This is a genomic window from Nocardioides sp. (assembly GCF_047606145.1).
GTDB lineage: Bacteria > Actinomycetota > Actinomycetes > Propionibacteriales > Nocardioidaceae > Nocardioides.
In genome coordinates this window covers 1-13,894 of record NZ_JASGET010000018.1, presented here as the reverse complement: position 1 = coordinate 13,894, position 13,894 = coordinate 1, and the positions used below count along the sequence as shown (strand labels likewise).

The 13,894-nt window shown below is 67.1% G+C and carries 14 protein-coding genes; 7 read left to right on the top strand and 7 right to left on the bottom strand.

Translation table 11 applies throughout. From position 1 onward, the window contains the following. Positions 1-13: 13 nt before the first annotated feature. Positions 14-1,189 (top strand): MFS transporter, encoded by a 1,176-nt coding sequence (locus tag QM638_RS02200; protein WP_415140297.1) that lies wholly within the window; start codon positions 14-16, stop codon positions 1,187-1,189. 321 nt (positions 1,190-1,510) lie between these two features. On the opposite strand, the gene QM638_RS02195 is transcribed toward QM638_RS02200, so the two are convergent. Together QM638_RS02195 and QM638_RS02190 are read right to left on the bottom strand one after the other, a co-directional pair. Beyond that, a complete protein-coding gene (locus QM638_RS02195; RefSeq protein ID WP_415140296.1) occupies positions 1,511-1,900 on the bottom strand; it encodes a hypothetical protein in 390 nt (129 codons plus the stop codon). 233 nt (positions 1,901-2,133) lie between these two features. Further along, the gene (locus QM638_RS02190) at positions 2,134-2,568 is read right to left on the bottom strand and encodes a MarR family winged helix-turn-helix transcriptional regulator (protein WP_415140295.1); all 435 of its coding nucleotides are present in this window, start codon (positions 2,566-2,568) and stop codon (positions 2,134-2,136) included. 146 nt (positions 2,569-2,714) lie between these two features. On the opposite strand from QM638_RS02190, the gene QM638_RS02185 reads away from it, so the two are divergent. The 3 genes from QM638_RS02185 (at position 2,715) to QM638_RS02175 (ending at position 6,447) form a co-directional block, all read left to right on the top strand. Further along, positions 2,715-4,805: an MMPL family transporter gene (locus tag QM638_RS02185; protein WP_415140294.1), complete on the top strand. Its 2,091-nt coding sequence runs from the start codon at positions 2,715-2,717 to the stop codon at positions 4,803-4,805. A 179-nt stretch (positions 4,806-4,984) separates the two neighbouring features. Then, complete coding sequence (locus tag QM638_RS02180; RefSeq protein WP_415140293.1) at positions 4,985-5,668, top strand: TetR/AcrR family transcriptional regulator; 684 nt, start codon at positions 4,985-4,987, stop codon at positions 5,666-5,668. After that, on the top strand, positions 5,668-6,447 hold the full coding sequence (locus QM638_RS02175; protein WP_415140292.1) for an alpha/beta hydrolase: 780 nt from the start codon (positions 5,668-5,670) through the stop codon (positions 6,445-6,447). The genes QM638_RS02180 and QM638_RS02175 overlap by 1 nt, the downstream gene beginning before the upstream one ends. 79 nt (positions 6,448-6,526) lie before the next feature. Here QM638_RS02175 and QM638_RS02170 read toward each other — a convergent pair whose 3' ends face one another. Both QM638_RS02170 and QM638_RS02165 read right to left on the bottom strand, forming a co-directional pair. Next, the gene (locus QM638_RS02170; protein WP_415140291.1) at positions 6,527-6,976 is read right to left on the bottom strand and encodes a hypothetical protein; all 450 of its coding nucleotides are present in this window, start codon (positions 6,974-6,976) and stop codon (positions 6,527-6,529) included. A gap of 41 nt (positions 6,977-7,017) precedes the next feature. Beyond that, complete coding sequence (locus QM638_RS02165; protein ID WP_415140290.1) at positions 7,018-7,428, bottom strand: hypothetical protein; 411 nt, start codon at positions 7,426-7,428, stop codon at positions 7,018-7,020. 98 nt (positions 7,429-7,526) lie between these two features. Here QM638_RS02165 and QM638_RS02160 point away from each other — a divergent pair, with 98 nt between their 5' ends. Then, positions 7,527-8,141 carry a MerR family transcriptional regulator gene (locus tag QM638_RS02160; RefSeq protein WP_415140289.1) on the top strand — a complete coding sequence of 205 codons (615 nt, stop codon included), beginning with the start codon at positions 7,527-7,529 and terminating at the stop codon, positions 8,139-8,141. A 186-nt stretch (positions 8,142-8,327) separates the two neighbouring features. Here the strand turns inward: QM638_RS02160 and QM638_RS02155 are convergent, their stop codons facing one another. From QM638_RS02155 to QM638_RS02145, 3 genes are read right to left on the bottom strand one after another with little or no spacing between them, the layout of a single operon-like run. Further along, positions 8,328-9,248 (bottom strand): NAD-dependent epimerase/dehydratase family protein, encoded by a 921-nt coding sequence (locus tag QM638_RS02155; protein ID WP_415140288.1) that lies wholly within the window; start codon positions 9,246-9,248, stop codon positions 8,328-8,330. A gap of 34 nt (positions 9,249-9,282) precedes the next feature. Further along, entirely contained in the window at positions 9,283-10,866 is a 1,584-nt protein-coding gene (locus QM638_RS02150) for a succinic semialdehyde dehydrogenase (protein ID WP_415140287.1), read from the bottom strand. 7 nt (positions 10,867-10,873) lie between these two features. Then, positions 10,874-11,800 (bottom strand): acetoacetate decarboxylase family protein, encoded by a 927-nt coding sequence (locus QM638_RS02145; RefSeq protein WP_415140286.1) that lies wholly within the window; start codon positions 11,798-11,800, stop codon positions 10,874-10,876. Between the two features lie 203 nt (positions 11,801-12,003). Here QM638_RS02145 and QM638_RS02140 point away from each other — a divergent pair, with 203 nt between their 5' ends. After that, positions 12,004-12,585: a TetR/AcrR family transcriptional regulator gene (locus QM638_RS02140; RefSeq protein WP_415140285.1), complete on the top strand. Its 582-nt coding sequence runs from the start codon at positions 12,004-12,006 to the stop codon at positions 12,583-12,585. A 145-nt stretch (positions 12,586-12,730) separates the two neighbouring features. Further along, positions 12,731-13,699 carry an alpha/beta hydrolase gene (locus QM638_RS02135; RefSeq protein ID WP_415140284.1) on the top strand — a complete coding sequence of 323 codons (969 nt, stop codon included), beginning with the start codon at positions 12,731-12,733 and terminating at the stop codon, positions 13,697-13,699. The last annotated feature ends 195 nt before the right edge of the window (positions 13,700-13,894 follow it).

Genomic DNA, 13,894 nt, shown 5'->3' with positions numbered 1-13,894 from the left:
TATCGTTACACAGATGCGTCGTTCGCCGCTCCGGCTTCCGGTTCTTGCCGTGTGTGCCTTCGTCTTCGTCAGCAGCGAACTGTTTCCGCTCAGCGCACTCCAGGCGATCTCATCCGACCTGAACGTCAGTGAAGCCGTCGCCGGCCTGCTGCTCAGCGGGTACGCCGCCGTCGTGGCGATCACCGTCGCGCCAACCATCCGCTGGACCCGCGGCTGGGATCGGCGCACCGTCCTGGTGTCGACGATGCTGCTCCTGGCCGGCAGCAGCCTGGTGAGCGCGGCGGCACAGTCCTACGGACAGTTGATGGCCTGCCGCCTGATCATGGCGCTCGGGCACGGATTGTTCTGGGCGAGCATCGGGTCGACCGCGGCACGCCTGGCCCCCGACGGCGCCACAGGACGCGCGACGGGCACGGTGTTCAGCGGGAACGCCCTCGCACTCATCGCCGGAGTTCCCGCCTTGAACGCCGTGGCGGCCGCGGACAGCTGGCGGCTCGCGAGCGCCACCGCGGGTATCGCCGCAGCACTTGCAGCCTGGCTGGTGCTGATCGTGCTGCCCCCGTTGCCCGCCCCCCAGAGTGTCGAGGCCCAGGGATCGTCCCTTGTCCGAACCCGCCCGACCCCAGGCCGTCGCGACGTGGTCGTGCTCAGCGCCTCCACCTTCGCATTGGTGACGGCCTACTTCGCCAGCTATACCTTCGTGACGCCGATTCTCACCGCCACCAACCTGAACGGAGCCGCACAGTCCATCACCTTGCTGGCTCTCGGCGTGCTCGGTCTGACCGGCATAGCAGCCACCGCCCGAACCGCCGACGCCCTACCGCTTCGCACTCTGGCCGCCCAGGTGACCGGAACAGGTCTGGCATTCGTGATCGCCACCCTCACCAGCGGCCGGCCATGGACTCTCAGCTGGCTGTGTCTGCTCGCCGCCGCGTACTCCGGACTCGCCGTCAGCTGGCAGAGCCTCGTGCTGAAGATCGCACGGCCCTGGGCAGACGCAGCATCCGCCGTCTACGTCATCGCCTTCCAAATCGGCATCGCGGCCGGACCTCTGATCGGAGGCGCAGCTCGCGCCCACGATGCCCGAAACACCTACCTCGTCTCCCTCGCCTTCGCCCTGCTCGGCTCCGCCGCCACCGCGACGCTGGCCCGATCATTGTCACGACCGGCAGCCGCCGAAGTCGGATAGGGAAAGCGTCCTCGCATCAGCTCATGCCGCGGCCATTCCAACTCACCGCCTAGCCCCTCGTGCTGCCAAATTGGTCGACTCACCTCGTTCGACTCACTCGCACGACGCCTGCCTAGCGATCCGCGCAGCCTGAGCGAGGCTGGCGACAACGCCCACTCTCACCGATAGCCCCATCACACCCGACTGCGGCAACCGGCGTCGCGAGCTCAATCCCGCGATCCGTAGCACACCTCGTGGATCTGCGATCCATCTGTCGATATCGCGGATTCCGTTTCAGATGGGCAGTCTGGCGGACAGCAGTCCACGAACCACGAATAGAGTTCAGCGGTGGGCTGGGAGCGCGCGCAGCGCGACTGCCTGGCTGGTGGCGAACAACGCGATGTCGATGGCCACAGCAAGAACCGCTAGCACGATGAGCAGAGTTGTCGCAGAGGCTGAGACAGACAGCACGGCGATGGCAGCGAACACGTTGACGATCATGACCAGACGAAGTGCCATGCGGAGGGAAAGACTGGAGAGCATCCAGCTAACGCCGGCCGCCCAGACGACCACCACGATCCCGGCCAGGGCAATCAGGAACGGGGACAAAGCGACACCGCGGGCGATCCGACCGGCGCCCAGCGCGACGGCAGTTCCCAGCACTGCGCAATACACCGCGTCCAGCCGCAGACTCCACCGTCCGAGCTTGTCACCGTCGATCCGTCGCGTCATCGACATCCTCCCCGATCAGTGGACCTCATGCGCTGGAGCTGTTGTGCCGGTGGGTGGGCGGCGCTGGTACCGATCGTTTCGGTCCCCGCGTGCTGGCAGCACCGAACGTTGACGACGCGTTGCCCTAAGGCGACTTTATCTTGCTCCGCCTTGACAGTGTCAATGTAGGGCTTGGATGCTGGGGTCACGTCGTCGACTCTGGATCGCGCCGGAGAATCATCCGGAGTGAGCGGCTACGTGGCGGTTTCGGTGTTGATGAAGCGGTGCAAGAGCTCAAGAAGACGGTGCTGGTCGTCCTGATCGAAATCCGCGAGTAGGTCTGCAGTCACCTTGGTCGCGATCTGCTCGGCCTTGGCGAACAGTCGCATGCCTTTGGCGGTAAGGGATACCGCGTGGGCGCGGCGGTCGGTCGGGTCGGGGTTGCGGCGACAGATTCCACGCTGTTCCAGCTCGTCCAGGGTGCGGCCGGTCGCGGATTTGTCGGCACCGAGGCGCTCGGTGAGGATGCGCTGGTTCACCGAGCCGTCCTGACTGAGCACGATGAGCACGCCGAAGTGCTTGCCCTGGATACCGAGCGGCTCTAGTGCGGTGTTGAAGGCGCGCGCTGCTTTGCTGTGAGCGTGCCGCAGCAGCGGGCCGACAGCGTATCCGGTGTTTCGTTCGGTCATCTGACGCGATCTTTCGTCAAGCAGGAGTCAACTGCGATTGATTCGATCGAGACTAGTTGACGGAGCTCCCATCTGGAATCTACTCTCGAATGAGAATAGATCGAATGAGATCAATTTGGTGATCGGAGCGTGCGAGGATGCGGCGGTTGGCGCGGCTCGTGGTGGCACGGCCTTGGTGGGTGATCGCCATCTGGCTGCTGCTCGCAGTGGCTGGAGCGCTGGGCGCCTCACGGGTAACCAGCAAGCTGACCCACGACTTCGGTCTCCCGGGCCAGGCCGGGTACGAGGCGAACCAGGCGATCGTCAGCCAGTTCGACAGCGGCGGGAACAACGCCCCCGTCCTCGTCATGGTGCATGGCACCACTGTCTCCGCTCCGATGGCCGAGGCGGTCACGGCAGTGGTCCGTCAGGCCACGCCGGGCGCGCGGATCGCGGCGTATCCCGATCAGCCGCAACTGCGTTCACGCGACGGCCGCACGGCGGTCATCCTTGTGTACCCACAACCGGGACCGCCCGCCGACCCCTATGCACACGCGCTCTCCGCGTTGCACGCGGCGGTACGGACGCTGCACCCGAACGGCGCGACGGTCACCGTCACCGGAGTGGACGCGGCGGCGGGTGGCGGCAATAAGGGAGTCGGCGTACTGGTCGAGGTCCTCTTCGGCGCGGCCGGAGCATTGGTAGTGCTGGTCTTGGTGTTCGGTTCCCTCCTCGCGTTGACACCGTTGATGATCGCCGCGGCATCGATCCTGACCAGCTTCCTCGCGCTGTGGGGGCTGACCGAGGTCATCAACGTGTCGTTCATCGTCCAGTACCTGCTGGCGTTGATCGGACTCGGCGTCGCGATCGACTACTCGCTGCTGATCGTCACCCGCTGGCGGGAGGAACGCGGCCGCGGGGCGAACAGAGCCGCGGCGGTCGAGACGGCGCTGGCCACGGCAGGGCGGTCGGTGCTGTTCTCGGGCGTCACCGTGGCTGTCAGCCTGGCCGCGCTCATCGCGCTGCCGGTGCCGTACCTGCGCAGCGTGGGGCTGACCGGGCTGCTGATCCCACTCGTCAGCGTGGCCGCGGCGCTCACCCTCCTCCCCGCGATCCTGAGCGTGGCCGGGTCCGCGTTGGAGTGGCCGGGGCGGCGCAGCAGCGATCCGGTCAGCCCGCTCTGGCAGGGCATCGCGCGGCTGGTCGTCCGGCGTCGCTGGTGGGCTGCAGCGGCATCGCTGGCGGCGCTGCTGGCGCTGGCCTGGCCGGTGCTCGGGCTCAACCTCGGTACCCCCAGCAACGCCTCACTCGCCTCCACGGGTGGCCCGGCCGCGACAGCGTTGAGCAGCCTCGATCGATCGGGTATCGGCGCGGGCCTCACCCGACCGATCGAGATCCTGACCTCCGACCCTGCCCGCGTGACCGTCGCCGTCCAACACATTCCAGGCGTCTGCGGAGTGATCGCACCTGCCAGCTGGGCACACGGTGCTGTGCGGGTCGTCGACGTGTGGACGAACGACGACACATCGAGTACGAGCGGCCAACACACGGCCGCCGCCGTCCGGGCTGCCGCCGAGCGCGCGGGTGCACGGGTGGGCGGTGGACCCGTGCAGACCAGTGACTTCATCCATGCCGTCTACGGCCATGGGTGGTGGATCCTCGGCCTGATCGTCGTCGTGACGTTCGCGCTGCTGGCGCGGGCACTGCACTCGATCGTGCTGCCGGTCAAGGCACTGCTGCTCAACACCGTCTCCGTCGCAGCCGCGTACGGCATCAGCGTCCTCATCTGGCAACACGGAGACGGCCTTCACCTGCTCTTCGACCAGCGGGCCAGCGACGCCATCACCGTGTGGGTGCCGGTCGCCGCCTTCGCGTTCCTGTTCGGGCTGTCCATGGACTACGAGGTCTTCCTACTCTCCCGCATCCGCGAGGAGCACGACGCCGGCCACGACACCGCGGCTGCCACCGTGCGCGGCGTGGCACGTACCGGACGGCTCGTCTCTTCCGCCGCCCTGATCCTGTTCCTCGCCTTTGTCGCGCTGTCCCGGGTTCCGGACACCGACGTCAAGATCCTCGCCACCACCCTGGCGCTCGGCATCGCGCTCGACGCAACCCTCGTCCGAGGCATACTCGCACCCGCGCTCGTCGCCGCACTCGGACCCGCCAACTGGTGGCCAACTCGACATACCCCCCAAGGAACGCCGCAGGCTGGCCACGACGTTGGGGCCGTGCCCACGAAAGCACCCGGGAACAGGTGAACACCAAACACGATCCGCGTCGGGCGGATGGCGCTGGTGTCGCGGCTGGAATCCAGTGGCCGGTCATGATGCCGCGTCGTCGCGATCGATCTCAGCAGGATTGGGCGACGTCGCCGTCGTGCGCTGCCACGTCGCAGCTCCCCTTGACAGTGTCAAGGCGGGGCTTGGATGCTGGGGGCATGTCGTCAACTCTGGATCACGCCGGAGAATCATCTCTGGCGCTCCGCGATGTCGACGCCGCCGGCGCGGGAGGTCGGGAGCGCCTCTTGCTGGCGGCGCGGTACGAACTCGCGGAGGTCGGAGTTGGCGCGGTCAGTCTGCGGTCGATCGCGCGTCGGGCTGGTGTCTCGCATGCTGCGCCCAAGCATCACTTCGGCGATCGTGCCGGACTGTTCACTGCATTGGCGACGGAGGGGTTCGGGCACCTGGCGACAAGCCTGCGGCAGGCGGCCTCGCAGGGACTACGCGGCCAGGATCTGTTGTCGGCACTCGGGCGGACGTACTTGGGGTGCGCGTTGGAGCAGCCGGCGTTGTTCGACCTGATGATCCGCCCCGAGCTGGTCCGTGATGACGACGCCCAGTTGCAGGCGGCGCAGCGGGACGCCTACGCCGTTTTGGGTGAGGCGGTCGGCGGCGGGCCAGTCAGATCGGCGGGTAACGCCGACCGGACGAACATCGCCTGGGCGTTCATCCACGGCCTGGCTGTCTTGGTGCGCACCGGAGCATTGGCCAGGGCCACCCGTGACGATCCACGAGTCCTGGATGAGATTGCCGACGACCTCATCCGGCACTTCTCGGCGGACCTGCTGAGGCGACCAAAAAGGCGTGGGCCGGGAATGACCAGCGAGAAGGGACCACGCTGATGGTGGCGACGATCGAACGGGGAACCGAGTCCGCGCAGCGGCCGTCGTTGCTGTTCGTGCATGGGGCCATGCATGGCGCCTGGTCGTGGGAGGAGCATTTCCTGCCTTACTTCGCCGAGCACGGCTGGCACGCCGTCGCCCTCGACCTGCGCGGGCACGGCGACACCCCCTCTGATCGGTCGGTGACGTGGGTGCGGATGACCGACTACGTCGCGGACCTCGCCTCGGTGGCGCAGGGTTTCTCACGGCCCCCGGTGATCATCGCGCACTCCCTGGGAGGTTTCGTGACCCAGCGCTACATGGAGGACCACCGAGCAGCCGCCGCGGTGCTCATCGGTTCGTTGCGCCCGTCAGGTTCCCTAAATCTGACCCTGCGTGCCGCACGTCACAGCCCGCTGAAGACCGCCCGGGTGTTCGTCACCTTCAAGCTCTTGACGCTGTTCGGCAGCCCGACGTCGGCCCGCTACTGGTTCCGTTCGGACGAGACCTCCGAAGAGGAGATGGCGACCTATGTCGACAAGCTGTGCGAGGAGAGCTTCCGGGCGGTCCTCGACACGATGGTGCGACCGGTCCGCACCCGCCGTGTCATCGGTACACCGATACTCGTCGTCGGCGGCGACCAGGATCGATCCTCGAGGCCCGCGGACCAACGAGTCACCAGCCGCAAGTACGGCGTCGAACCGGTAATCCTGCCTGGGCTGACCCACGACCTGATGATCGAGCCGGGCTGGGAGCACGCCGCGGACGTCATCATCGAATGGCTCGACACGCTCGCCTGAGCACTCGCCTGCGAACCAGCGGCGCCTGTGTGGCAGTGCGCGACAAGGGGTAACCGGGCGCACCGGTGAACCCGGAATGTCAGGCGACCGCCGCGATGAGAATCCACAGGCACAGCGCGACGAACGCGACCTGCTCACCACCACGGACCAGAACCCGCCGCAGATAGGTGCCGTCCTGATCGCCACGCTGATGGGCTTGATGGACATTGGCGGGAAACACCGCCAGCAGGAACAGCACCAGACACGCCGCCGCCCACGGCCGCAGCGGCGGGATCAGCACACCGATCCCGCCGGCCAGCTCGCACACCCCGCTGATCAAGACGACCATTTCGCGGGCCGGGATCGCGGGCGGCACCATCGCGACCAGGCCGCGGCGCCGCGCCGGAATGAACCGGGCCATCACCCCCATCGCGCACATCGCCACTGCCCCACTCACGGGGATCGTCACCGGGTCGCCGAACGGCGCCCACCCGGCGGCATGAAGGACGAGCGCGATCGCGGCGGCAGCAATGGTGACAACAAAGATCATGAGTTCCTCTGCTTCCTTGCCCGGTGATGACGCTCGGGCATCTACAACCGATCCACGCCGGCCAGCAGGATGGTCAGCCCGACCACGACAAGCGATACGACCAACACGCCGCCGCCGATGCGCACCGACCAGATCCACCGATTCGGCTCGGTCAAGCCCGGCTTCCACACCGAGCAGAAGAACCCCAGCGGCATGAGGATCGCGGCGGCCAGAACGCCGAACGGAGCCGCCTGCCAGCCAGGGTCGACCCCGGAGGTCCGCTGCAGCACGATGCACAGCAGCCCCAGCATCACCAAGACGCCTGCATGAGCATGCCCGGCACGGAAGAAGCTCCGCTGGAGCGGAGTCAGCGTCCGGTCGGTCGCCCTGCTCAGCAAGAACGCGCCACCGGCGGCGATCGTGACAACGGTCAGCACCGTCACGCCGGCGACGATCGACACGAGTGCGTCCACGAGATGCCTCCAACGATCGGATACCTCCACTATCTAGTATGGACACTACTACTATCCAGTACAAGGGCTTAGCCCGAGCGCGCAAGGAGTGGGATGAATTGCGGATTTCCGAACTGGCGGCGGCGACCGGCACTCCGGTCGCGACGTTGAAGTTCTACCTCCGCGAGGGGCTGCTGCCGAAAGGCGAGGCGACCGCGGCAACGCAGGCGACCTACGGGCAGGCCCATGTCGACCGGGTGCGGCTGATCGCCGCGCTGAGCAGCGTGCGCGAACTGCCCTTGGCCAAGGTGCGCGAGATCCTCGCCGTCGTCGACCAGCCGCCCAGCGACGTGGTGCACGCGACCGGGCAGGCCGTCGCCTCCCTCCCGCCCTACCCCGAACCGCAGGACCCAACGCTGGCCCGCGCCCGGAACGTCATCGAGGAGCTCGGGCTAGGGTTCGAACCCGACTACCCGGCGACCGCACAGTTGCAGGCAGCCCTCGATGCCCTCGACTCCGCGGGCCTGCCCTGGACACCCGAGATCGCGCGCAGGTATCTCGACCCGCTGATCGAGATCGGCCGCGACGAACTGGCACCCATGCAGCAGATGGGAGCCACCAGCGAGGCGGTCACCTACGCGGTACTCGGCACCGCCCTCTATGAACCACTCATCCTCGCCCTACGTCGGCTGGTCCACCACCACCTGCTGACCCAGCGCCGACAACCCCGGTGAAGGCGACTATTCATTTCAAGCTCCGGAAGCGCCTGACCTGTGGGGTCCTTGGCTCAGATTCGCCGGTCCGGCGGGGGCGGCACCGTAAGGCCAATGAGGTTTCGTCGTCGGGGCAGATGCAGGCGGCATCAGGACGTCAGAGCGCTGACCCTGGTATGTCCGTTCCTCGCTTCCCGGTGCGTGCTGCTATGCCTTGAGGATCTCGGTGATCCCTTTGCGGTAGGTCGTGACGGTGAAGTCGGGGAATCGAGTAGCGAACTTGGTGGAGTCGAAGATGTTGTCTTGGCGGTAGCGCGGCATGAGTTCGTTGGCTTCCTTGACCGAGGCGTTGACGAGGGCGCCGAGCTTGAAGACGGTCTCCGGGACCGTCGTGTACGGGATCTTCCTGCCGGTGACCTCTGAGGCGATGGCGATCATGTTGGCGTAGGTCTGACGGTCAGGGTCGATGGGCAGGTGCCAGGTCTGGCCGTAGGCGTCGGGGGTGTTGCCGATGAGTCCCATGGCGCGGCTGGCGTCGGGGGTCCAGATGATGCTGCGGCGGGTGTGGGCGCTGATCGGGACCATAGGGCGCTTGCCTTGGTTGATCCGGTCGAAGACGGCCGAGTTGGTCAGGCTCTTGGTCTTGCCGGGCCCGTAGAACTCCGGAGCGCGGCAGATCACCGCCTCGATGGTCCCCGCACGCATCTGGTCGAGGAGCATGGTCGCGATCTGCGCGCGAACGGTTGCTTTGCGTCCGATCGGCTCGAAGGCGGTGTCTTCGGTCTGGGGCGTCGAGGTGCGCGGGTACATGTAGGTGTTGTCGAAGAAGACGAGCTTGGTGCCGTGCTTCTGGCAGGCGGCGATGGTGTTGGTCATCATCACCGGGAACTGCTGCTCCCATAGGGCGGAGTCGATCGGCAAGCCGACTGTCAGGTAGGCGATGTCGCTGTCTTCGACGGCGGCCGCGGTGGCGTCGGCGTCCATCAGGTTGGCCTGGAAGAGTTGGTCGGTCTCGTGGACTTTGGTGGGGTGGCGGCTGACCAGGCGGAGGTCGTGGGTGATGTTGTCGTGGAGGTAGCGGGTGAGCTCTTCGGCGATCTGGCCGTTGGCTCCCAGGATGGTTTGCACGGGTGTTCCTTCAGGATCTGAGGCAGGATCTGGGCTACTTGACGCCGGGTAGGTGCTTGGCCAGGCGCAGTGCGCGGGTGGCGATGCGGGCGTAGGTCTTGGGGTTCAGGCCGTCGGGTGCGCCGACCGGGATCACTCGCTCGATCGCGATGGTCTGGGACTCGGTGTATTTGAGGATGCCGTGCTCGCCGTGGCGTCGTCCGAGGCCGCTGGCCTTCATGCCACCCATGGGGGCGTCCATGGAGCCCCAGGCGGCCGCGTAGGCGTCGTTGACGTTGACGGTGCCGGCCTCCAGCCGGGCGGCGACGCGGTAGCCGCGCTGCTCGTCGGAGGTCCAGACGCTGAAGTTGAGGCCGTACTCGCTGTCGTTGGCCTTCGCGATGGCCTCGTCCTCGTCCTCGACGCGGTAGAGCGAGACCAGCGGGCCGAAGGTCTCGTGGGCGTAGACCTCCATCTCCTCGATGACGCCGGCGAGGATGGTGGGCTCGTAGAAGTACGGGCCGAGGTCCGGCCGCACCTTGCCGCCCGCGAGCACGGTTGCGCCCTTGGCGACGGCGTCGTCGACGTGGCGGATGACGGTGTCGAGCTGCTTCTGCGAGACCAGGGAGCCCATGTCGGCGAAGTAGTCGATGGCCGAGGAGAGCTTCATCGCCTGGGTGGCTGCGGCGAACTTCGTGATGAACTCCTCCCAGATCACACCGGGTACGTAGATGCGCTCCATCGAGATGCACAGTTGCCCGGTGTTGGAGAAGCAGGCCCGCACCGAACCGGCGACGGCCTTGTCGACCTCGGCGTCGTCGAGGACGAGCAGCGCGTTCTTGCCGCCGAGTTCCATGGAGCAGTCGATGAGGTGCTCGCCGGCCTGGGCGGCGACCGTGCGGCCGACCGCGGTGGAGCCGGTGAACATGAGGAAGTCGGTGTTCTCGATGATGGGGGTGCCCAGCTCGGTGCCGGAGCCGGTGACGACCTGCACCAGGCCAGGCTGCATCCCGGCCTCTTCGAGCAGCTCAACGGCCCACAGCGCGGCATAGGGAGTCTGTGCGTCGGGCTTGGTGAGCACGGCGTTGCCGGCCACGATCGCGGGCAGCGCGTCGCTGATGCCCAGGGTGAGCGGATAGTTCCACGGCGAGATGACACCGACCAGGCCCTTGGGATGGTGCAACTCCCACACCTTGGTCAACGCTAGCTGCGCGCCCTGGCGACGCTGGGGCTTGAGATAGTCGGCGGCGGTGTGGGCGTAGTAGCGGGCGTTCATCGTGACGTCGAGGATCTCCTCGAACGCGTGACGGCGTGCCTTGCCGTTCTCGAGCTGGATCAGATCGAGGACCTCGTCCTGCCGCCTCAGCACCAGGTCATGAAAGCGCAACAGCACCGCGGTCCGCTCCTCGACCGGACGCTGCGCCCATGCCTTCTGAACGGCGCGGGCACGCTGCGCGGCCGCCGCGACGTCCTCGGGCGAGCAGTGCGGCACCTGGCCCAGCACTCCCCCGGTCATGGCGTTGGTGACGTCCTGGAACGCGTCCGGGTCGGCGGCGTGCACCCGGGCCGCCAGAGACGCCAGGCGTGCGGCGTCGATGTTGGGCGTGACGCCACTGGTGGTGGGCGATGTCGTTGTCATGGCTGAGTCACCTCGCCGGGATCGAGACCGGCACGGGGATGTGCAGGGCGTTCTGGCACTCGGTGAACACGTCGAAGCGGAGGACCTTGATCGGCTTGAGTGAGCGGATGTCGTCGCTGAGCCGGCCGGCGCCGAGCTCGAGGGCGACGTCGCGCGGGAGCAGGCGGCTGCCGGCGGCCAGGTTGTCGGTCTGGCTCAGCGTGGCGTTCCAGCCTCCGCCCAGCTGGGTGTAGGAGGTCAGGGTGGAGACGCTGGTGCCGGTGGGGATCTGCGTCTGCTTCGGGGTTGCCACGTCGAGGGCGATGTCGGTGCCGCCGTCGTCGTTCGCGACGCGTGCCGTGGTGCGGCGGGTGTCGATGTCGACGTCGATGTCGGTGACCCACTTGGGGAAGCCGTAGGCGTCGTGACCGCGGACCTGAGCGATCTCGGTGTTCACCGGGAGCGAGAGGACGTAGGCGTGCGTGGCGTCGTTCGCGAGCGAGGAGAGGACGTCCGCCGCGCCGAGCTTGCCGTGGCGTGCCGGGCGGACCGCGATGCCGACGGTCGCCTCGGTGTAGAAGTCGATGTCGCACACGTCGTAGCGGAAGAACACCACCGAGAACAGCCCGATACCGGGAGCGATCTGCAGCGGGTCGAGCTCGCCCGGCAGCCGCGAACGCAGCGCGCCCGTCGGGGCCAGATAGGTCAGCTGCGCCTTCGACATCGCGTAGTAGAAGTTCGGCGTCCGGGTCGGGCCGATCGTCGACTGCACCTCGGTCTTGGACAGGGTCCGGAAGAACTCGACACTGCGCACTCGTGGGTCCTTGGCGACCTCGTCCAGGTCGGTGTCCATCCGGTACCGATCGAACAGGCCGCCCTTCGGCACGGTCACCGTGCGGCCGCCGAGATCGACCTCGACGACGTCCTTGTTCGGGGCGGCTTTCGACGCTGTCATGGCAACTCCTCGCTTCGATGTATGCATTGCTTACATGCCACCGTAGGCTGCCATGTAATCAGAGTCAACATTGGCCCGGGGTGGACGCCGGAGACGGTGCGAGAAGATCTGGCGCACGATCGGCGTTTCCCCGCCGCGAGGGAGCGTCGCCCGGCAATGCTTGAACCTGGGCAACCGACAACGAGGCGACAAGGAGGGCCGCGATGTCAGCGAGCACGAAGAGCAGCTATCACCACGGCGACCTCCGGGCCGCGCTCATCACGACCGCCATGGGCATGCTCGAACGCGGCGAGTCCTTCTCGATCCGCGCCGTGGCCCGCGAGGCCGGCGTCTCGCCCACGGCCCCCTATCGCCACTTCCGCGAGCGCGACGCATTGGAGTCGGCCCTTGCCGCCCAAGGTCTTCGAGACCTCAAGGACGACCTGACCCGCGACCGCGAACTGCCTACCACCGTGGAGGAACTCGCAGACCTCGGTGTCGCCTATGTGGACTTCGCGCTGCGCCGGCCCGCGCTGTTCCGACTGATGTTCGGCAACGAGTGCGACCACGAGAGCGAAGAGCGGGTGCAAGCCGCCGCCGCGGTGCACGAGCTGCTCGCCAACGCCATCACCGGCGTGTTCCCCGACTCCGACCCGATCGACCTCGCACTCGGGGGCTGGGGGCTGGTGCACGGTCTGGCCTGCCTCTACCTGGACCGCAAGCTCACCGCGCCCTCGATCGACGACATCGCCGCGCAGGTGCGCTCGTCATTCATCTCCCTGCTCAACGCCCAATCGCAGCACTGAGGAGCACCGGGACAGCACGGAGAGCAGGGCGACCCTATCGCTGTCATTGACTTCCACCGAGTGGTCGCGTTACGGTCGATGTAAGCGATGCACACATTCGGTGTGCTGCCCTCTCGGAGCATCTAGCGCAGAGATGGAGACCATCATGACTGACCTGCCAGCACCCATCACCCCTTACCTCGAGCCTGCCGCGAAGGAACTGGCCGACGCGACCGATCCGCACCCGCGCATCTACGAGGTCCCACCCGAGGAAGGCCGCAAGATCCTCTCCGACCTGCAAAGCGGCGAGGGCGTCGACCGGCCGCAGGTCGACGAGGAATGGGTCGACGTCGACGCCGGCCAGTGGGGAACGGTCCGCACCCGCCTCATCAAGCCGAAGGGCGCCACCGGCCCGCTGCCCGTCGTCTTCTACATCCACGGCGCCGGATGGGTGTTCGGCGACGACAAGACCCACGACCGGCTCTTCCGGGAGCTGACCGTCGGCGCCGGCGCGGCCGGCGTCTTCCCGGTCTACGACCGGGCCCCGGAGAAGGGCTACCCTACCCAGGTCGAACAGAACTACGCCGTCGGCCAGTGGGTCCTCGCCCACGGCGCCGAACACGGCCTGGACACTACGCGCATCGCCGTCACCGGCGAATCGGTCGGCGGCTGCATGGCCACCGTCTTCGCACTGATGAACAAGGACCGCGGGGGCATCGACCTCAAGGCCCAGGTGCTCCTCTACCCCGTCACCAATGCCGACTTCGACACTCCCTCCTACCTGCAGTTCGCCGAGGGCTACTACCTCACCCGCGACGGGATGAAGTGGTTCTGGGACGCCTACACCACCGACCCCGCTCAGCGCGCCGAGAAGTACGCCTCCCCGCTGCAGGCCTCGCTCGACGACCTCAAGGGACTACCGACCACGCTCGTCATCACCGACGAGGCTGACGTGCTCCGCGACGAGGGCGAGAAGTACGCCAACAAGCTCCGCGAGGCCGGCGTCGACGTCACCTCGGTCCGGGTCGCCGGCATGGTCCACGACTTCCTGCTCCTGGACAGCCTGCGCGACACCAAGGCCGCCAACGTCGCCCGCCACCTCGCCGTCGACGCCCTCAAGACCGCCCTTCAGTAACGCTCGCACCGAACATGCCCTCTGGCTCTGGGGATCCCCAGAGCCAGAGGGCATCTCTCCCGAAGGAACAGCCATGACGAAGCGCATCTTGAACGTCGTCACGAACGTCGGCCACTACGACGATCCCGATCATCGGACCGGTCTGTGGCTCTCCGAGCTCACCCACGCCTGGCACGTCTTCGAGGAGGCCGGCTT